General features: G+C 60.3%; 9 protein-coding genes. 3 read left to right on the plus strand and 6 right to left on the minus strand.

The window, feature by feature from the left end:
- The first annotated feature begins 155 nt into the window (after positions 1 to 155).
- On the plus strand, positions 156 to 2,282 hold the full coding sequence (locus CQR48_RS02275; RefSeq protein ID WP_101451864.1) for a transglycosylase domain-containing protein: 2,127 nt from the start codon (positions 156 to 158) through the stop codon (positions 2,280 to 2,282).
- 326 nt (positions 2,283 to 2,608) lie between these two features.
- On the plus strand, positions 2,609 to 3,781 hold the full coding sequence (locus CQR48_RS02280; RefSeq protein ID WP_425513406.1) for an NADH:flavin oxidoreductase/NADH oxidase: 1,173 nt from the start codon (positions 2,609 to 2,611) through the stop codon (positions 3,779 to 3,781).
- Between the two features lie 180 nt (positions 3,782 to 3,961).
- Here CQR48_RS02280 and CQR48_RS02285 read toward each other — a convergent pair whose 3' ends face one another.
- The 5 genes from CQR48_RS02285 to CQR48_RS02305 form a co-directional block, all read right to left on the minus strand.
- On the minus strand, positions 3,962 to 6,463 hold the full coding sequence (locus CQR48_RS02285) for a transglutaminase TgpA family protein (protein WP_244898899.1): 2,502 nt from the start codon (positions 6,461 to 6,463) through the stop codon (positions 3,962 to 3,964).
- Entirely contained in the window at positions 6,460 to 7,680 is a 1,221-nt protein-coding gene (locus tag CQR48_RS02290) for a DUF58 domain-containing protein (protein WP_101451866.1), read from the minus strand. Before CQR48_RS02290 ends, CQR48_RS02285 begins: the two co-directional genes overlap by 4 nt.
- 43 nt (positions 7,681 to 7,723) lie before the next feature.
- Positions 7,724 to 8,995, minus strand: coding sequence for an AAA family ATPase (locus CQR48_RS02295; RefSeq protein ID WP_425513408.1), 1,272 nt, complete (start codon positions 8,993 to 8,995; stop codon positions 7,724 to 7,726).
- Positions 8,996 to 9,237: 242 nt separating this feature from the next.
- Positions 9,238 to 15,426 (minus strand): Ig-like domain-containing protein, encoded by a 6,189-nt coding sequence (locus tag CQR48_RS02300; protein ID WP_101451868.1) that lies wholly within the window; start codon positions 15,424 to 15,426, stop codon positions 9,238 to 9,240.
- Positions 15,427 to 15,476: 50 nt separating this feature from the next.
- Entirely contained in the window at positions 15,477 to 16,877 is a 1,401-nt protein-coding gene (locus tag CQR48_RS02305) for a serine/threonine-protein kinase (protein ID WP_101451869.1), read from the minus strand.
- A 689-nt stretch (positions 16,878 to 17,566) separates the two neighbouring features.
- Here CQR48_RS02305 and CQR48_RS02310 point away from each other — a divergent pair.
- Positions 17,567 to 18,601, plus strand: coding sequence for a hypothetical protein (locus tag CQR48_RS02310; RefSeq protein ID WP_101451870.1), 1,035 nt, complete (start codon positions 17,567 to 17,569; stop codon positions 18,599 to 18,601).
- A 953-nt stretch (positions 18,602 to 19,554) separates the two neighbouring features.
- Here the strand turns inward: CQR48_RS02310 and CQR48_RS02315 are convergent.
- On the minus strand, positions 19,555 to 20,700 hold the full coding sequence (locus tag CQR48_RS02315; protein ID WP_044092419.1) for a quinone-dependent dihydroorotate dehydrogenase: 1,146 nt from the start codon (positions 20,698 to 20,700) through the stop codon (positions 19,555 to 19,557).
- Between the last annotated feature and the right edge of the window lie 118 nt (positions 20,701 to 20,818).

Genomic DNA, 20,818 nt, shown 5'->3' on the forward strand with positions numbered 1-20,818 from the left:
CGGGTGGTGGTTTCCACAATGCACCCGCTCTCCGATAGGCCGATTTTCGGCTTGTTTTCAGTCTTTTCCGCATTTCCGGCAGAATGTGCAAATACCGTGCCGTTGTGCGAGCGGCAACGCGGTAATGGTACAGGCGACACCATAGAATGGGGCACATGCCCAAGAAGAACTCCCTGACCGCTCGACGTGCGCTCGCTTTGCTGCTCGCGTATCTGACCCTCTGTATCGCCGGAGGCGTCATCGTGAGCCTGATGGCGATGCCCGCCGTGTTCGGGGCGAACAACGCGGCGAAAGCGCTTGCACCATCCCTAACTGTCGAGGGCATTGATTTCGATGTGACCAGCCTGCCGCAGAAATCCACGCTGTACGCGTCCGACGGCAAGACGGTGATCGCCTCGTTCTACGCGCAGAACCGCGAGGTCGTGCCGATCAAGAACATTTCCGTATACATGCAGCGTGCCGTGGTCGCACGCGAGGATCGCCGATTCTTCGAACACGCCGGCGTCGACGTCCAGGGTGTGCTGCGTGCGTTCGTGCAGACCTACGTAGCCAAGGGCGACACCCAGGGCGGCTCGTCCCTGACCCAGCAGTATGTCAAGAACGTGCTCATGGTCAAGGCCCGCGAAGATGATGATCCAATCGCCGAATACCATGCCTCTGAGGACACCGTCGCGCGAAAGTTGCGAGAGATGCTCATCGCTGTGCAGATGGAGAAGAAATACTCCAAGTATGAGATTCTGCAAGGGTATTTGAATATCGCCCAATTCGGCTCCGGCAGCCTATACGGCGTGGAAGCGGCGGCGAAACGCTACTTCAATACGACCGCGGCAAACCTTTCCGTCGTCCAAGCGGCCACCATCGCGGCAATCACCAAGAACCCGGAGAAATACGATCCGTCCATCGAAGCCAACCAGAAGACTTCCGAGGAACAGCGCAATATCGTGCTCGATTTGATGCTTCAGGAGAAGTTCATCACGAAAGCCCAGCACGACAAAGCCAAAGCCACCCCGCTGAAAGACACGCTGAACATCCAGTCCGTGCAACAAGGGTGCCAGGTGGCCGGCGATGCCGCGTTCTTCTGCAGCTATGTGACCAACCAGATCCTCAATTCCAAGGAATTCGGCAACACCGCGCAAGCCCGGCAGAAGCTGCTGAACGAGGGCGGCTTGGAAATCTACACCACGATGGATGTCAATGCGAACAACGCTGCGATGAAAGCCGCGCGTGACACCATCCCGGTGGATGACCCCACGGGCTTCGAAGTGACGATAGCCGCAGTCAAACCGGGGACGGGCGAAGTGCTCGGCTTCGGCATCAACCGAACCTATGATGCGACGGATGCGGCAAAAACCGATCCGACACGAACGTCCATCAACTATGCGGTCGACCAGAAAGACGGGGGAGGCATTGGTTTCAACGTCGGCTCCACATGGAAGCCGATTAACATGATCGCCTGGATGCTGCAAGGACATTCCATCAACCAATCCTTGAGAACCTACACGAGTTACGCGAACAGTTCCTTCAACTGCTCGAAGTTCTCCGGACACGGCACATGGTCGCTGCACAACTCCGAAGGCGGCACCGTCAGCCAGGAAACCCCGTTGCAGGGCCTAATCAAATCACATAACACCACACAGGCGTCCATGACACAGCAGATTGGCCTGTGCGCGATCGCGGACGCGGCGAAAACCGTCGGCTACCACAATGCGATCCTGGGGCAGGAGGACGTCTACTCGGCCAACTCGTTCAACCCGCCTATGATCATCGGTTCCGTTCAGGCGTCCCCGCTGACCATGGCGAATGTCTATGCGACTATCGCAGCGAACGGTGTGGAATGCACCCCAATCGCCATCAAGAAGGTCATCAAGCAGAACGGCAAGAGCGTCAAGGTGCCAAGCGCGAACTGCCATCAGGCCATCGCACCGGAAATCGCCCAGACCACGGCATACGCTTTGAATCAGGGCGTGCTGAAGGGCGAGGCGAAAGCGGCACAACTTGACAACAACCGCAAGACCTTCGCGAAAACCGGTACCAACGAGCAGACGTACATGTTGACGGCCGGGTTTGTGCCCAACCAGGTGGCGGCTTTCGTCGCTGTCGGCAACGCCGAAGTACAGGAGAGCTTCTCCGGTAAAACCATCAACGGGGTCAGCCACGGCACCTGGTACGGCATGTATATCGCGTCTCCGGCGTGGAAGGAATTCGTGGACACGTATCTTGCCGCGATCAACGCGCCGATTGATAACGATTACGGCACGCCCGCCGAGCAATACATGAGGTGATTCGGCCGGGGCATCGGCACGACGGCCACACAGGACGCGATTCGCGGTTGTGGGTCGCCTCCTGTCGTATTTCGTTGCGAATCGGCGTGGACCGTCGCCTCGTCGCGGATTGGCGCCGAAGTCGGTGCACGGACGTTTGGCAGATGCTCGGCGGATGCTTGTTCGTCCGTTGTTCACCGAATCTGCCGGCGATTTGCAACCGGACATCATACAATGCAAATGGAGGCACGCGAGAGACCAACACGGGCGATTAGCGCATGGGCCAGTTGTCGAACGGCATCGAAGAGTCGTCGACGGTTCATCACGGCCCGCCGAAAGGAGTCGATATGGCGAAAGACGATAAAACCACGAATGTGAAGGACATCAAGGGGAAGGGAGACAAGGAACAGAGCGACAAGGGACAGTCCTGCGTCGATAGCAAGCTGTTCGAGCCGTTCCAGCTGCGCGGCTTGACGATGCGCAACCGCATCTGGCTGCCCCCGATGGACACCTACTCGGTGTACGCGCAGGACGGCAAGCCGACGCCGTTCCACTATCAGCATTATGTCTCCCGCGCCATCGGCGGGTTCGGCATGGTCATCGTCGAATCCACTGCGGTGAGCCCGGAAGGCCGTATTTCCCCATGCGATGTCGGCCTGTGGAATGACGACCAGATTCAGGCATGGCGTTGGATTGTCGAAGGCGCGAAAGCGACCGGAGCTCGCATCGGCGTGCAGCTCAACCATGCCGGCAGAAAAGGCAATACCGGCAGTTTCTCGCTGGGATATATCCATGAGAATGTGCCGCAGGACAAGGGCGGTTGGCAGACCGTCGCCCCGAGCCCGATTCCGTATGCGAAACTGGATGTTCCGCGTGAGCTGAGCGTTGATGAGATCCATGGGATTGTCGCGCAGTTCCGCGATGCTGCGGCGCGTGCTGTGGCTGCCGGCTTCGATATGGTGGAAATCCACGCAGCCCACGGCTACCTGCTTTCGGAATTCCTTGACCCGCTGACCAATGAGCGTGAGGACGAGTACGGCGGTTCGTTGGAGAACCGGATGCGCTTGGTGGTCGAAGTCGTGGATGCCGTCCGCCAGGTGATTCCCGACTACATGCCGCTTGTGGTGCGTGTTTCCGCGACCGATTGGGCCGCCGGCGGTTGGGATCTGATCCAGACCGTGGAGCTGTCCCGTGTGCTCAAGGAGCATGGTGTGGATCTGATCGACGTGTCGACCGGCAGCATCATCCCGCATGTGAATGTGCCGGTCAAGGATGGCTGGCAGGTGCCGTTCGCCGCGGCGATCCGCAAGGAGGCCGAGATTCCGGTGAGCGCGGTCGGGCTGATCACCAAGCCTAAGCAGGCGGAAAAGATTGTGCGCAAAGACAAGGCGGATGTTGTGGAAATCGGCCGTGCCGCGTTGCGTGACCCGTATTGGCCGTTGCGTGCCGCCTACAAGCTGGGTGTGCCTGCCGACCAGGCGCCGTACGCGGACCAGTACCGTCGTGGAGCTTACTGCTGAGGTTGTTTTCGATACAGCTGGGCTCTGCAGTAGGGCTTGTTGCCGAGTTGAGCGTCGGGTTCGGCACTGTGTTGGGTGGGACATGCCGTCGGGTTTGGCGGGGCTCATCATTGTGCTGGGCGTGGGTTTGGTGGAATGCGTCGCCGGGCTGGGCGTCGGACTGATACGGATGGCGAATGTTCATGCGGTGCGTCGGACTGATGGTTCCCGGCCTCTTCCGGGCGTTTTCCAAGTCATCCCTGTGCAACATGTCTTGTGGAACATCCCTCGCAGCGAGAGTTTGGCGCGCCATCTGCGTAACGCCGGCAACGATTTGAGCATGGTAGCGCGTTCCTCGATGACGTCATTCCAATACCGGTCGACTTGATGCTGATCGATGGTGTTGCCGGAGAAGGAGACATAGTCCGCTTCCTTGCCCAGTGTGATCAGCACATCTGGCGCAAGGCCCATTTCCTTGGCGATGGCTTGCGCCTGTTCGTTTCTGGTGCCGTGAACGCTGAGACCGCTTTGCATGGCGGTTGCGGTGACCGTCTGCCAGCCTGCAGCGACGCGTTGCGATGGGCTGCCGTGCTTGCGTGCCCATAGCAGCGCGATTGCCTTGATGATGAGCAGCAGTGCGCATACGGCGAGCAACACCCAGATTGGGCTGCCATACAGGGCGACCGCTCGGGCAATGGTACGGAACCGTGCCCAAGACATGTTGTCCGGTGCCTCATCAGCCATGCTGCCGCCGATTGATGATGCGCCGGTGGCTTGATTGTCGTCACGCAAGGGGTTGGTGAGCGGGACTGCGGGCTGGCGCACCAGCGTCTGCGGATTCGGCGGGGTCAGGTTCTGGTTGTCGTCCGGGATTTTTGTTTCCTTCGGTGTCGGGTAGAACGGCACCCAATCGTATCCGTCCAGTTTGATTTCCACCCACGCGGTTACATCGTTGCCGGTGAATTGTGTGACGGTGGATGAGCCGTGCTTCTCGGTGCGGCTTTCGCTGATGTCGCCCTCATCGTTCTTTGGCAGGAACCCGAGCACAACGCGGCTCGGCATGCCAAGGCTGCGGGCCATCAACGCCATCGCGGAGGCGTATTGCTCGCTGTCGCCGACCATGGCGGACCCCGCCAACAGCTGGTCGATACGGTAATTGCCGTGACCGGCACTGGAGGGGTAATCTCCGTCCAACCCATGTGAGAACCAGCCTGATTCCTTGAGTTGCTTCGCGATGGATTGCGCCGCCTCGCCGCCGCTGGCCTGTCCGCCGGCCGTGGCGTTGGCGAGTTTATCCACGCTGTCGGGCACGTCTTCAGCTTTGGGCTGACTGATTGGGCAGGTCGCCGCCTTGGCGATCTCCTTGTCGGTCGGCATGCGAGGGATGATGCCGGTTTCCGTGTAGGTCAACCCCGCGTAGGTGCGTGCGGAGTAGATGGAGGACATGGTGTCGGTGTTGTAGTAGAACGAATCGGCGTCGGACGTGTTGGCGAATTGTACGCTTGACGCGGCCCCGGCGATGGGCAGCCAGTAGTCGGTCAGCCCTTTGTCCACTGTGAATTTGGCGGTAAAACGTTTGCCTTCCGCGGTGTTGCGGATACTGGTGCCGACACGGCGGTAGTTGGAAGAGTCCGAGGCCATCGCCGAGTCGGACAGGTTCCACACATTGCCGTCGAACCGGTCCATGACGGCAAGGCGTACGGTGGAGCCGGCGGGCAGATCGGTGACGGTCAGCAGCACGTCATCCTTGTGGTTCTTGACGTATGAGCGCATGCCGCTGAGCGGGCTCGTGTACTGGTAGGGGCTCAGCGGCGGTTCGTAATGGTCGCGCAGGATGGTGCGGTGCTGTCCGACAACCGCGCATCCACCGACCGCGAGCGACGCCGAAATCAGCACGATGACGATGCTGCTCAACCACCGGCTCAGCTCCAGCAGATTCCATCGCGAGCTGATCCATGCCACCAGCGTAATGGCTGTCACGGTGCCCGCGGCGATGCGGTGGAATCCGGTCGGGGAGCCGAGCAGCGCGCAGACCGCCGTATTCGCCAAGATAGGGATGACGGCGATTATGGTGTACCGTCCGTCCTTGGTGACGGCGAAGATGCCGGCTAGCAGCGCCGCCCACAGACAGATTGTCCATACGGCTAGGAGCGAGCCGTCTGCCGTCCCCACCGGCGGGTCGAGTGCAAGCAGGTATTTGAACGAGCCCAGCATGCTCATCCACCCCTGTCTGATGGTGCGGACTGTCGGAATGATATGGGCGATGGTGGTGTCGTTGAGTATCAAGGTGGGACCGACCACCAGTTGCGCAAATGCCATGAACAGCATCTGCCACCATAGGCGCAGCACGGGGAAGAGACCGGCGAGCGCCACCAGCGAGCCGATGATGGTTGCGGGGATTGCTGCCGTGGCCCATGACAGTGCGGATCCGTAGACATCAATTAGATTGCTGGATGCGACGAGGGTGAGCAGCGCGGCGATAAGCAGGCTTGTGTAGGGTGCCGCGCTGTGCCATGTGCCGGCGATGGGGGCGGGTTGTCCTGGGCGCGTTATCCAGATTGCCGAGCGCATAGAGTCCATCCATGTGCCGGTGTCTGTCGTCGTCGCCGTGGATGTGACAGTCGATGCGGCGGTGCCTGTCGGGTCCGTGACGCTGGTGACATCGCCGGTGCTCATGGTATTGATGGGGTTCGTGGGGTTCATACCAGTGCTCCCATGATGATCGGGAGGTCGTCGAGGTTTCCTATGGTTGCCAGGATGAAATCGGGGTAGTGCTTGATGGCGCGTGGCTGGCCTGGTGCGGTTTGCAGGACTACACAGGTCGCGCTGTGGGGGAGCGTCAGCGCCATGCGTTTGATGATGTCAATGGTTTTGAGGCTTCCAACCGTGAAGAAATAGAACGATGCGTCCCGGGCGCGTGCAAGCGTGTCCTGCGCGAGATTGGGGTTGTCATCGATATCGGGATCGATGCCGCTGCAATCATCCAGGAATTCCGTGGGATTGCGGGGTGTTGTGTGGTTGATGCCGGCGTGGGCGGTCACCGGCCGGTCCTGTTGCAGGCACTGCACGCCGATGGATGCGTGGACTGACACCGCAAGTTCAAACTCCTGCGAGTGCGCATAATCATGGGGATTCACGCTGATGGTCAGCGAGGTGTTGGTGCGTCGGGTGGCTTCGTATTGGCGGATCATCAGTGTTCCGGTTTTCGCAGAGCTCAGCCAGTGGATGTTGCGCACGTCGTCGCCTGGGGCATATTCGCGCAGGCCGTGGAAATCCAGGTCATCGTCCACGATTTCGTTGCTTGGCTGGCCTTCGAGGTCGCGGGGGACGCCTGCGCTGAGCGTATTCAGCGCGACTGTGCGCGGATGGATGAACACGGTGATCTGCTCGGTGAGTCGCCTCTCACGGCGCACTAAGCCGAATGGGTCGCTTCTGCAGATGGACAGGGGGCCGATGGGCAGGATATCCCGTGATACTGCGGTGAATTCCACGGTTGTCATGCGTGTCTGGCCTGCGGCGAGCATGGGGATGGTGAAGCGCTCGTGGTCGTCGCCGATGGGCAGGTCGCCTCGCGCCGAAGCGGTGGGTGTGCGGCCGGGATTGTCGACGCATACGTTGACGGCCACCTTGTCCGATACAGTGACCCGGCGGCGGGACACATCGATGGTGGCGTTGAAGGTGGTGTTGCCGAGCGACAGCACAACCGCACATATCATCATGGCTGTGAACGCCACTGCCACGGCGAGCAGTTCGTGCCATCCGAGCATAAGGAATGCCGTCGCCGAGATGATGGCCAGGGCGATGACGGTCCACCCGGGAACGGAGATATACGAGGTGAGCAGACGTTTGGCCCGGTGCCGGATGCGTCGCAGGGTGCGTACCGTGGCTGTTCTGCGCCGCATGGTGTGCGATTGCTGCATTCCTTGACCTTTCGATGAGGATGGTTTACCGGTTCGATATGGTTCACGCGTTGGCACCAAGGGTTGGCGCGGGGACGTCTTCTAGAATCTGCCCAATCAGCTGTTCAGGGGTTGATCCGGCGAATGTAGATTCAGCGGTCAGGGTGATGCGGTGGGCGAGAACCGCGACCGCGAGATGCTTCACATCGTCGGGCACCACGTATCCGCGATTGTCGGCGGCTGCCCAGACGCGCGCACACCGGGCGAGTGCCAGTGCGCCTCGCATGGAGGACCCAACTCGGATGCGCTCGTTGTGGCGGGTGGCTTCGACCAGCCGCACGATGTATTCAAGGATTGAATCATCGAGACGCACATGCTCGCTGATGCCACGCATGCGCAGTACATCCTCCCCGGAAAGCACCGGGTGTACGGTGGCGGCTCGGTCAGTGACGTTGATTTGCCTGAGAATGTCCACGCTGACGTCATGACCGGGGTAGCCGACGGTCGTTTTGATGAGGAAACGATCCATCTGTGCTTCGGGCAGTTTATATGTGCCGAGCTGTTCGATCGGGTTCTGGGTGGCGATGACCATGAACGGCTGGGGTACCGGATGGGTGACGCTGTCGACGGTGACGTTCTGCTCCTCCATGACTTCGAGCAGTGCCGACTGTGTTTTCGGGGAGGCGCGGTTGATTTCGTCGGCGAGCACGATGGAAGCGAAGATGGGGCCTTCTCGGTATTCGAATTCGCCGGTTTTCTGGTCGTAATAGGTGACGCCGACCACGTCGGACGGCAGCAGATCTGGTGTGAACTGGATGCGCTTGAACGGCATATCGATGGAGTTGGCCAAGCCGCGGGCCAGCTGGGTTTTCCCGGTTCCCGGGTTGTCTTCGAGCAGGATGTGCCCGCCGACCACCATGGCGGCGGCGCATTGGCGGATCGGTGTTTCTTTTCCGGCCACAACGTGGGAGACGTTGTCAACGAGTTTGGAGAACATGCTGTGGAATTCGGCGATGTCCGCCGATGGGGTGGGAAGCAGGGACGATGGGGCATGCGACTGGGCTGCCCGTCCCTGCTGACCATGCCGTTCCTGTCGTGGTTGCGCAGGTTGAGCGGGTCGGACAGATTGGGCAGGTCGGGAAGGAGAGACCATGGCTTGCGTGGCGTGCGATGTCTGTGGAGTCAGCGGTGCCTGTGGAGCCATCGGGGTGTGCGGAGACTGCTGATTCGGTGTGGGAACGATCCCCGTGGGTGATGGTGCCGGGGTCGTTTGTATCGCGGCCGGCGGTGTCGTCAACGGCAGAGTGCCGCGAGTGCTCAGCAACGTACCTTCCATATCGTCATCTGGATGCGCCGGTGGAAGTCCTTGGCTTGGAGCCGTTGCCGCAGTGGATACCGGTGCCGCGACCGGAGATGCGGCTGTGGTCGCGAAAGAAACCGGCGTCGGAGCCGGAATCGCTGGCTGGACCTGTTGCTGTCCGGTTTGCGAAAAGAACGGCTGTGGCACCTCCGGGTGGCCGGGAATGCGCGGTGTATGGCCGATGGAGCCCAGTTGGGTTTCGTCGTCGAATTCGTCGCTCATGGGATGATTGCTCCTTGCTGTTGGGTGATCATGGTCGGGATGCGCTGCTCCTTGGTCGACGGCGTACGCCATGCCCTGAGTCCTAGGGCTTGGACCTGCTGCCGATGCTGGAACAGTGCCATGGGGGAGACGGGGGCCGATTCCCGTCTCGCCGTGTTCACGGTAACCGTGCCTGCGAGTGCCTTGCTCGTCCTGTTCGATCGGACATTCCGACTTGTGCTGGGCGTCACGCCGAGCGTTGTGCTCGGGTTCTTGCTGGGGTTTGTGATGGGACTCGCGCTCGGGCTCGTTGTCGGGTCCGGCTGCGCGGGCGGCTGGTACCTGTCGGCATCTTTCAGGCGCTCGCCGCTGGTCTCATTGCTCAATGCCGGGTCGTCGCCGACCACGCGCGCCTTCCAGACATAGTCGGCTCCCGTCGGGAGTATGTTGTTGACATTGAGCGTGCGATCGGAGGGTGCCCACGGGACATCGTACGACTTGCCTTCTGCTGTGAAGGTGATCATGGTTTTGCCTGACTGCCCGTACATGTTCACGGTTCCGCCGGTGATGTCGATGGTGTCCGTATCGGTGCTGCTCCAGCGCAATTGCGGTGCCTGGATGCCCGCTTTCTGCTTGTTCGCATAGGCAGGGGAGGCGCTGCCTTCGGTCGGTTTGCTTGTCACACCCTTGAACCGCTGCATCACGCTGGCCGAAGTGCAGGACTGCCATGGGGCCATCATGAAATCGTGCGACCGTTCGGATGCCCCGGCCTCATAGGGATCGAACCCGCTTGCGTGTACGGTGTACCCGTCGGCGTGCCCCCGCATCTTCCATGTGACCGTGCAGATGCCGTTGTCGCCGGAAACGGAGACGCGTTCCGGCTTTTCCACGGTGTACCGCGGAGTGAAAGTCACCTTGGAGGGCTCGCTTCGCGTCGCCTTCTTACCGATGACGATCGCTTCGACGACGTATTCCTTTGTGTTGAGATTACGCTCTGGGATGTCGAAGGATTCCGATCCGGAGCAGGACATCGTCATGGTGACGTCTCCAGACAGTTCAATGGACTTGCACCCCGCGTTGCGTGTATTGCCGACCGATTCGACGGTGACGGTTCCGCGCGTGTCATTATTGGTCAATGTGACGGCAGGGGCGTCCGGCTTGCCCCAGGGCTTCGCATCGCCGGACTGTTTGGAAGGCTGGCTCCAGTTCACCTTGTTGTGCGATTGCACGGTCGCCTTGTAGGATGCGCCGTCGACAATCGTGTTGTTTTCGATGGCGAAGGTGACGCTGGTGCCGGTCGTTTCAACGGGGGCGGGCGCGTTCGTGCCGCTCAGCGTCACCCGGTACTTGTCAATCGCAGAGAAATCGCCGTTCGGGGCTTTCCACGTGACCGTGACAGTGTGTTCACCTGCTTCGGCCGTCACATCTGTCGGCGCGTCCGGTAGTTTGTCGGGCGTGCTTTCCGCGGCGTTGGATTCCTTCGACCAGCCGACCTCGTTTTTCGCCTGCACCTTGAACGTGTAGGTTCTGCCGTTTCTCAGGCCGTCCACCGTACATGAGGTCGCCGCGCCGCAGGATTTCTGGCCGGAGCCCTCGCCGCCCCAGATGACCCGATATTCGGTGATTGGGCTGCCGTTGGCCGATCCGGCCGTCCAACTCAAATCGACTCTGCCATCCTGCGGTTTGCCTGAAACCGCGGACAGGAGCGGCGCATCGGGCTTGTCCGTCACGGAAACGTTGATGGTCCCGGTCACTTCGCGGTCCTTGGCCTGGGTGGCGTCGCGCACGGTGACGATCACCCTGTTCGTGCTTGCGCCGATGTCTAAGGCCGCCTTGATGGATACCACGCCGTCGGGCGAACAATCCACGGTGAATTTCGCGTTCTTGTCCGAAACGCAGCCGGTTACGGTCAAAGGGGTGTCCGGGAACGGGTTGAAGGCGTCGGACAGCATATTGACCTGCCTGACGGATCCGGCTTTGATGGTTATCGCCTTGTCACCCAGACGCGCCAACGGTCTGGTGGATGAGGTGACGCGCACCGTCAAGCCGGCGTTGACTGTGCCTTTCGCATAGGCGATGGCAATCGGCACATTGACGGTGGTGCCGGCTGTGGCGGTTTTGTCCGCGGACACGGTCAGTTTGCCGGTCGAACTCACCTTGGCGGTGACACCGTTGGTGCTCGCCCCACCGGAATACGTGTATTGCTTCTCGTCATCGTATAATCCGGATGCCGAATGGGTCAGCGTTTTCAAGTCGATGGTTGAAGCGCTTTCGCCGGCCACCACATCGATTGTGGAGGAGGAGAAGGTCGGGGCGGGTACGTCACGTCCGATCACGGTGATCGGCAGGGTGAGCACCGCGGAATTGACGATTTTCACGTTGTCGTTCTTGCCGCGTTTGCCGTCCGTTGCAGTGAAGGTGATGGAAGCTGGACCGGCATAGTCGCTGGGCGCGGTGAACCGTAGCGTTTGGTCGTTGACGTACAGGTTGTCGTCCGCGGCTTTTGTGGCGCTCACCGAATCCGCGCCGTCCACGTAGGCGGTTTTGCCCGCGCCCACACGAACATAGTCGGCGATGTTGATGGTGATGGTTTCACGCGCGTTGACTTTCAACGTGGGGGCTTTCGGACGCAGGATGGGCGGGAAGACGCCGTACGCCGGCACTTGGATGAACGCGGTGGATGTGATGCTGTACGTCGTGTTCGTCACGGTGTACGGGACCGCACGCGCCTCGTCGGTCAGCTCCACGGTGATGGTGGTGGAACCCTTGCCACCTTTGACATGAGCATGATCTGCGGCGGAGGGATCGACGCCCACGGTCAGCTCGTCGGCGGTTCCCGAAGGATTGGCGATCCACTGCGAGACATCCACGTCCACGGATTTCTTGTCGATTGTGGCCGCTGCGGGAACGCGGTAATCGTAAGCGGTCGGAGGATCGATGGGGGCGTTCGCGTCGACGTTCACCGTCAGGGTCGCGGTGTCGGACAGGCCGGCCTTGTTCTTGACCGTATACGCCGCGTAATAGGTGCCTGCCTGTTTTGGCGTGGTGAAAGCGAGCATACCGTCGATGACGGTGATGCCGTTGATGCCTTGCGATTCGACGTGTTCGGCGACCGTGAGGTCCGTGTTATCGCCGCAGATGTCGTTCTGGGCTACTGGTACGGTCGTCGCCGTATTCGGGCGCAGAGTGATTTCGTCATCGCGCGCGTACACGCCGGAATCGGAGCCGGAGGAGAAGACGCCCACACGGATTTGCGCGGTCGCCCGCTGTCCGGTCCAATCCTCCACAGCGTAGGAGAAGGTGTCGGTGCCTGACGAATCGGCGTACGCCTCATACACCAGGTATGTGGCGCCCACTTCGGTGATGCGGCCGAGTTTCGGTGCCTTGCTACCCAATCCGAGCAGTTGCACGTCGTCGCCGTCAGGGTCGATACCGGTCAGTGTGATTGGAATCTGGACTTTCCTGCCTGCTGCCACCTGGGCCTCCGCATCCGAGGGGGTTGGAGCAGCCTTGTCGGCGGCATCCTTGCGGTGCACATCAATGGTGATGGTGGCGGAGGCTGTGTTGCCCAGATTGTCTTTGACCGTGTATGTGACGGGGTAGGACCCGGGTTCTCCCGCGGCCTGATAACGTACGGTGTTCCCGGAGACGAACACCAGGCCCTTGAATGTGGCCTTGTCGACCTGCAGGTTGTCTTGCAGTTTTACTGTGGTCCCGTCCGAGTAAGTCACATGGTCGAGCACGTTTACGGACACGATGCCGCCGGTCCTCACCTGCGCTGTGACATTCTCGGCTTTCGGTACGGAGTTCAATCTGGTCAATGCGGGCGGTTGCAGGGTGATTATGCCGGTCGAAGATCCGGCTGCGTTGGACACGGTGTATGTCAATTGCGCCGGTTCTGTCGGCACTTGGCGGGCGGTGATGTAGATTCGCTTGTTGCCCACAATACCGGTTTTTATGCCGCTGTGCGTGTCCGCGGCGACGCTGGTCACTGACAGGACGCCGCCCAACGGGTCGACATCGTTGGTCAGTGGTTCGACGATTGCGGTGTTATCCGCGCCCAGCAGAGCCACATCGTTCGTCGCAACCGGCGTGGCGGCGTCGCCGGTTACGGCCTGCACCTCCACCCGTATGAGGCCGGTCGCCGCAATGGTGCCTTGGGTGATGGTGTACGGCACATAGTAGGTGCCCGGGCTTGACGCGCTGAACGCAATCGACATATCCGCCGCGTTCATGGTGGCGGATACGCCGGGCACGGATTCCACCGAGGTCAGTTGGGCGGGTTCCGCGCTGGTGCCGTGCACATACTGCTTGAGCGCGATGGTGGTGCGGGTGCCGGGCGTGGTCTGCCTAGCCACCGGGTCGATCACGGCGGTGAGCGTGTTCGCCGGTTTCACCGAGAAATAGATCATTCCCGTACCGGTTTGCTTCCCGTCCGATACGGTGACTTCGATGCCCGCGCGTCCTGAGGACATAGAACCGGCGTTGAACACGAGTTGGCCGTCGGCTCGTGTGGAGACAGTCACCTGATCGGTGTTCTGCGGTGACGCCGAAACCAAGGTCAGCGGGTCACCGTCGGGGTCGGAGAAGCTTTCCAACGCATTGGCAGTGTAGGAAGCCCCCTGTTCGACGTCGATTTCCGGGGGAACGTCGGTTTGTTGCGGGGCCCGGTCCTCGCCGTCGGTGAGGTTCAGAGACACGTTCGCGCTGGCGGTCTGGCCGCGTCCGTCAGAAATCTCATAGCTGAACGTCACTTCACCCGCCCCTGCGGCCGAGGCATCAAGTTGCAGGTACCGTCCGTCATAAACGGGGAAGACCGAGATATTCGCACCGTCGGGCGCGCTGACCGAATCGATGTGCAGCACCGAGCAGTCGGTCTGCTCATCGTTACGCAACACGTCGAGAATCTGCTGCGATCCGGTACGCGCACCGAACGCATCATCCTGCGCCCTGATTTGCCCTGACTGGGAGGAGCAGCTTTTGCTGAAATGACGCTGATTGCTGGCGCTGTCGTTGTTGCGCTCCTGCTGTTTGGATTCCTTGGTTTCCACCTTGTTCCACTGGATTTTGATGACTTTGGCGGAATCCCGCGGGTTCCACACATTGCCGTTGATTACGTCGTTGAGCACCACCAGACGATGGTTGGTGCGGAAGACGAGTTGCGAGGTAGGGTCGATGGATTCCAGTGATGAGTATGTCGCTCCCTTGCCGTTTGTGGCGCATGCACTGACATAGTTTTCCGCCTGCTGTGCCCACGCCGCGAAGACGCATCCGCCGGTCGACACCGGTCGTGCCGCGTCGCCCTTGCCCGCTTTCGGCAATGTGTTTACAGCACCGGAATGTAGATTGACCAAGGCGAGGCCGCGCGGGGTCGCCGCCGCTACCCAGCTGCTCTGCTTGCCATCGGTGGATGGGGCCTGTAGCGTCACCTTACCTTGCAAGCCGATGTCGGCGTTTCCTTTCGGCCAGAACACCTTACCATTGCCGCCGACGACCGGCGTGCCGCCGATGACCGTGAACGATTCAACCCCCGTGGCGTTCTCGATTCGAGCGACCTCGTTCGACGAGCCCTGTGGGCCGTCAACGCTCAACACCGCATGATCGGACGGGCGATACCCGTACACGACACCATCATGGGTCACGGCAATCGCACCCGAGGAGCCGAGTTTCATGGTCGGACTGCCGCTTGTCGGGTTCACCGAGGCAATATCGGAGGCAGAACCCACCCACACGTTCCCCGTTTTCGTGTTGATAACCGCCGCCGTCTTCCCGCCGATTACGGTTTCCATATCGGCGGTGATGCTGGTGTTTCCGTGTACGCTTACTGTGGAAGCCGCGATATTGCTCGCTTTTGTTCCCTCGGCAATCACGGTGTCGCCATCGTGCTGGGCTATCTCGAAACGCGCTGCAGTCGAAGCGATACCGGCATCGGCATCCCGGTTCTTCACGTTGAACCGCGCGGCCTTATGGTCCTTGAGCGAAGTGACCCATACCGTGCCGTCATCAAGCTGCACGTGCGGCTGCGTCACTGAACTGACAATGACGCAACCGGCGACGATGCCAAGCAGCAGAACCAGCATGACGACCGGGGTAATCCACCGCCGGTTGCCGGGCGGTACCAGCCGTCGCGTCATGGCAGGGAAACGCTTCCGCATCTCGTTGGGCGGCGGCAACGGTTGACGTTCGGTGAAATTGCTGCTGCTCATATTCTGGCTCTTCCTTGGGCGTGAAATGTGCTGTGTTCTTGTGCTTGCGATTACGGTCTGATGGCGCATGCCATCGCGGGGGTGTCGGACATCCGTCTGTCCGCGCGGATCAGACTCACTTGGATACAAGTGTGTGCTTCACCGGACGGGGCGATGTCGATGGATGTCGACGAGGTCAGCGCGGTTTGCGAACTCGCGGATTCGTCCGTGCCACCCACAATCGTCCACGCATATACGTCGCCATCCTGGGGATCGGGATTGGTCCACGAGAACGTCGCTTTGGTGCCGGCGGCGTTGTACGCGCCGGAAAGACCGCGCACTTGGGGGACCGAGCCTGCAACGACCCCCGAATCAGGGACATTCCCGTTATTTCGCCCCGAAGTCTTGCCACCGGGGCCGCTGCCCGAGACCTGCGCGGCGCGGTCGTCTGAGGTTGTATCCATATGCGGGGCAATCAGGAAAAGGAATCCCGACGCGATCGCGACGATTGCGGCAAGGGCGACCAATGCGATGGCAAGCGGTTTCGTCCGTGATGTGCCGCGGCGGGACGATTTGGCAGTCGTCGGTGTTGCCGTCGTAGTCTGGTGTGCGTGCGCGGCGAGGTCCGTGGGGATATCCGCCTCGCCCTCGATTGTCGTACGCTCGGCATGACCGTACATTTGCAGTTGCACGCGTTGCATGGCACGGGCGAATTCCAGCGCCGAAAAATACCGGTTCTCGGGAGCCGGACTCATCGCCTTGTGCAACACGCGCTCAACGGGGGCGGGAATGTCCGGACGGTGGAATGCCGGCAACGGCTTTGCCATGATGATGGACTGCAACCGTTCCGACCGTTCCTTCCCGCGGGAATTGCCTAACTCGTCGGCATACGCGTATTCATACGGGGATTGCCCAGTCACCATAGCGAGCAGTGTGGCACCTAGGGAATAAATATCGGACGCCTCATTGCCGCCTCCGCCGTTGGCCAGTACCTCGGGCGGTGCCCAGGCAACGGTGAATCCCACACCGGGGCCTCCATAGATGGTGCCCGCGATACCGAAATCAGCGAGCATGGGCATATGTTGCGCGTTGATGAGTATGTTGCTTGGCTTGATATCGCGGTGGATAATGCCTTTACGATGTGCGGTGAACAGAGCGCTCGCCAGATCGATACCGATGGTGAGCATCTGGTCTGCGGTGAGTCTGTCATGCTCGAGGAAGGCCTTGAAATTGCCTCCCGGGGCGTACTCGAACACGGTGTATCCGTGTCCGGTCGCGGTGATGCCGCTTCCGTAAATGGACAGAATATGCGGGTGCGTACAGATCCGTCCCATGAAGTCAGCTTCGGAACGCAAACGATTCGCCGCCTGTGAATCCAACCGCTGCTTGCTGATCTTGATGGCGACCAGATGTTCGGGGACATGCTGACGGTACAGGTACACGTCGGCTTCCGAGCCCGATCCGAGCCGCATGATGGGTGAGCAGCCAGGGATGCGCCCGACTGCGTGTTCCGTGATGCCCGTTTGGTCCGCCTGGGTTGTCCGAAAAGCCTCGACGGTTCGGTGTGTTTGCGTGCTCTTTGCACTCCACGACGAATACCAGGCCTCGGCATCCGTCCTTGCAACAGGTCGCTCGTGTGGGCCACCAAGTGACAGCGGTGCACTGATAGTCATGACAGTTCCCCCTAGAATTGTGCATACATTGTCCCCCATGCGCGTTGGTGTTCGCGCGAATGTATTGGTCGAAATCGTATCCTGTGCCGAGGATCGCAATGTCACATCTCGCCGGTAACGAATTGCCTTCTGACGCGAAGCAATGATTCTGGAAAACGGCGATGTTCTGCGTCGTCAAACGTTTCACTTCATCATCTGTTCGCATTCGTGTCTATCGGCTGGACAGGCTCTTGATTTCCTTGAAACGCAGCGTGCCCGTATGTTGAGACGGCGTGTCGGGCGCGTGCGGTTGATGTCCCGATGCGGAATCGGGACATCGGCGTGCATAAGTGGCCCGCATAAGAGGGAATGGCAATGCGTGATTGGTACTACTGAGGTATATTCATGAGCATTGATGCCGCCGACGATCGGCTGACATGTATGGAAAGACAACGGAGACTGGTGGCCGGCTGGTCGGTGATGACTGTCACGACGCATGGAGGAAGAATATGGGCAATCCAAATATGATGCCGCCGGTTGGCCGCGGTGGACTGATGCCGCACGATGGACGGATGCCGTCCGGCGGCCAAGTACCGGGGCAACTCGGTTCGTCCGGTCAGCTGCCGTATCCGCAAGGGCGGTATGTGCAGGCGCCGTCTCCGTACGGGTCGTATTCACAGCAATCTGCGATGCCATCAGTGCCGCAACAGCCGGGTCCGCTGGCGCAATCTTCCTCCCGTCCGGGTGCATCCACGCCATCGATGCCGAGGTATGCTCAGGCCCCGCAACAATCTCCTTGGCTGCAGCAGCCGGCGGTTTCCGGGCAATCGCAGCCTTTGCAACAATCGCCGATATCGCAGCAACCACAACCCATGCAACGGTCACCTTGGTTGCGGCAAGTTCCACAGCAAGTCCCGCAGCAAAGCGGACCGTATAGCGATTCCAATCCTGCGGCTGGTGTGGTGGTGATTGAATCACAGGATCATCGTTTCGACCTGCTACCCAATCGAATCGTCAATATCGTGTTCAGCGTCGTATCGTTGTTCATCATGTTCCTGCCCGGCCTTTCTTGGGGCGTTGGTGCCAGTGGTTTGCGCGGCAAGCTCATATTGGCAGTGGTGCTGCTTGTGGTCGGTGTGGTTGGAATCGTTTACATGCTTGTCAATGCGGTGCCGCGACTGCGTCTGGCCAAAGACGTGGGGTGCGGCTGGAAGGTTGGCATGTCCGGGCGGACGGCGGTGGTGCTGACAGCGGTTGTGCTGGCGGCAGGCGGAGTCTTGACGGCGTTCACGGCCTCGGATTATTCGACCGGCCCGGTGACCGACACGGTCACATTCGTGGACAGGGGTACGTTCAGCGGTTCCACGACGAGTGCCTATTACGAATTCCGGACTGACTCCGGCAGGAAATTCCGTATTTCGTTGGCGAACGGTGATGAGGGACTCATGCCGTCAGGCCTCGAATCCGGTCAGCGCGTCACCCTGACGTACTACCCGCGGACGGGAATCCTGGTGCCTGATCCCGCGCCAACACTCGCCGAATGAGCGGGGTGGCGCGGGGCGTCTGCGGGCGCCGCCCATTTGGTGGTACTGGTCGGAATATCGGCTGATTCCAATCTGCGCGAGAGTGCGTCTGTGTGAGGATTGGCTCGCACGTTGGCGGTTTGGGCGGTCGGGGATAGTTGGCTTGGTGGCGTTGAGGGTCGTTGTGTGAGGATTGGCTCGCATGGTGGCGGTTTGGGTGGCCCGGTTTTGGTTTCTGGTCGGCTTAGAGGGACAGTGTGTGAGGATTTACTCACACACTGACGGTTTGGGGGCTGTGATTGGCTGGTTTGTCGGTCCGGGGAGTCGTTGTGTGAGGATTCGTTCGTACGTTGGCGGTTTGGACGGTCGGGGATGGCTGATTTTGCAGTGTCGGAGGTCGTTGTGTGAGGATTGACTCACACGGTGGGGCGTCGAATCAGTCATGAATTCCGTTTCTTGCGAGACCAATGTGGGGACTTCGCGCGTTCTACAAACTGGTTACGCTAACTCCTTTGTCAGCGTAACCAGTTTGTAGAAAGGGAGCGGATGGGTGATTGCAGCGGTGCAGTGGGTCGGTGAGTTGTTGGATGGGTTGGTGAGCGGTTCGGTGGTGTCAGTTCGTGTATCTCCTGACATACGCGAACCGTCTGACTGGCTTGCTTGGCGGCTGATTCCCGAGGCATTTGCCGGATTGTGCGTGCCCCGACATACGCAACCCAGCAAATGCCGCGCGCCAGTGTTGGATCATCAGTTTTCAGGCAAGTTTTGTATGTCGGGGCATACGCAATCCAGCAGAAAACGCGGGTCAGTGTCGGACCGTCAGTTTTCTGTCGTGTTTTGTATGTGGTGACATGCTTGATGTGGAGTTCATCCGCCGCGCGAACCCTGCCACGTGAACCCCAGCACAATCAAGCGCAATCAAGCGCAATCAAGGCGCAGTACAACACCGCCATCAAGCCCCAATCAAGCCCTGATCAAGCGTCGACGCCGACCGCCTCGCTGACGTGCTCGAACCCGTCCCGGCGCAACAGCTCAGCGAGTCCGCGCTTGAGCACCGTGATCTGCTGCGGTCCGCGATACATGAGCGAGGAGATAAACATGACCAGGCTGGAGCCCGCGCGGATCTTCTCGTACGCCTGCTTGGGGGTAAACACGCCGCCGATGCCCGCGATGGCGAAGCGGTCGCCGTACTCGCGGTAAGCCTGCCGAATCATCGCGTTGCTCGCTCGGTAGGTCGGCCCACCGCTCAGTCCGCCCTTCCACATCGCTGGTATCTCCATACCGCTGCGGTCCTTCTGCAGGTTTGCGATGCTGACGCCCTGCACATTGTGTTCCGCCAGCACGTCAAGCAGCTCGCGGAATTCGGGCCACGTCTTATTCAACGGCATCTTGACGAGCACCGGCTGTGGGCGGTCGATCTTGTCCAACGCGCTGAACAACCGGTCGAGGTTTTCCGGCTCTCCGAACGGTTCGCCGACATAGGTGTTCGGGCAGGAGATGTTGATTTCAATCATCGCCGTGTGCCCAGCCGCTCGGCGCATCGACGTGCAGTAGTCTTCGATGCCTTCGTCGATGTCTCCGCACAGTTTGTCGTTCGTTCGTGCGATGGACACGGACACTTGCATACTTTTCGCCTTGTCCCATGCGCGTTCGGCCCGCGGAATAACCCGTTCGCTGCCGTCGTTGGCAAGCCCGACATGGACGATCATCGAATCGTATTCCGGCAGCCGGTGGAACCATGGCTTCGGATTGCCCGCGCACGGGCGTGCGGTGGTCGAGCCAACCGTTTCGAAGCCGAATCCGGCGTTGTCGAGCAGCACCGGCATGTCGCAGTTCTTGTCGAGGCCGGCGGACAGACCGAAGGGGTTATCGAAATGCACGCCCATCACATCGGTTTCGAGAATCGGGTCGGTGTAGTCGAGCATTTCGCGCAGCAGCCACATGAGCGGCGGAATATTGCGGGTGACACGGCAGAATTCAATCATCTGGTCGTGTGCCACGTCAGGTGTGTGGTTGAACACGAAGAACGGCTTGACGATGTGCTTGTAGCCGAAAGTGAAAAGGTCGGTGGTCGCCTTGTTGACGGCGTCGTGCAACGGCTGTTCGGAAACGTAACTCATGCCTCATATTGTGGCACTGTTGTCAGCGTGTTCGCAACAAACGCGGGTACAGTGAGCACAGAGTCCAATTGGGGCTGGTGACATCAAACGGCTTGAGGCGGCACAGACGGCTTGAAAT

Origin of the sequence: Bifidobacterium thermophilum, from assembly GCF_002846655.1 — a bacterium.
GTDB classification, from domain to species: Bacteria; Actinomycetota; Actinomycetes; order Actinomycetales; family Bifidobacteriaceae; genus Bifidobacterium; species Bifidobacterium thermophilum.

Excerpts from the sequence above, each read along its gene's own strand:
- CQR48_RS02275 (WP_101451864.1), top strand. The coding sequence starts at position 156 with ATGCCCAAGAAGAACTCCCTGACCGCTCGACGTGCGCTCGCTTTGCTG.
- CQR48_RS02280 (WP_425513406.1), top strand. The coding sequence starts at position 2,609 with ATGGCGAAAGACGATAAAACCACGAATGTGAAGGACATCAAGGGGAAG.
- CQR48_RS02285 (WP_244898899.1), bottom strand. The coding sequence starts at position 6,463 with ATGAACCCCACGAACCCCATCAATACCATGAGCACCGGCGATGTCACC.
- CQR48_RS02290 (WP_101451866.1), bottom strand. The coding sequence starts at position 7,680 with ATGCAGCAATCGCACACCATGCGGCGCAGAACAGCCACGGTACGCACC.
- CQR48_RS02295 (WP_425513408.1), bottom strand. The coding sequence starts at position 8,995 with ATGGAAGGTACGTTGCTGAGCACTCGCGGCACTCTGCCGTTGACGACA.
- CQR48_RS02300 (WP_101451868.1), bottom strand. The coding sequence starts at position 15,426 with ATGAGCAGCAGCAATTTCACCGAACGTCAACCGTTGCCGCCGCCCAAC.
- CQR48_RS02305 (WP_101451869.1), bottom strand. The coding sequence starts at position 16,877 with ATGCGGCTCGGATCGGGCTCGGAAGCCGACGTGTACCTGTACCGTCAG.
- CQR48_RS02310 (WP_101451870.1), top strand. The coding sequence starts at position 17,567 with ATGGGCAATCCAAATATGATGCCGCCGGTTGGCCGCGGTGGACTGATG.
- CQR48_RS02315 (WP_044092419.1), bottom strand. The coding sequence starts at position 20,700 with ATGAGTTACGTTTCCGAACAGCCGTTGCACGACGCCGTCAACAAGGCG.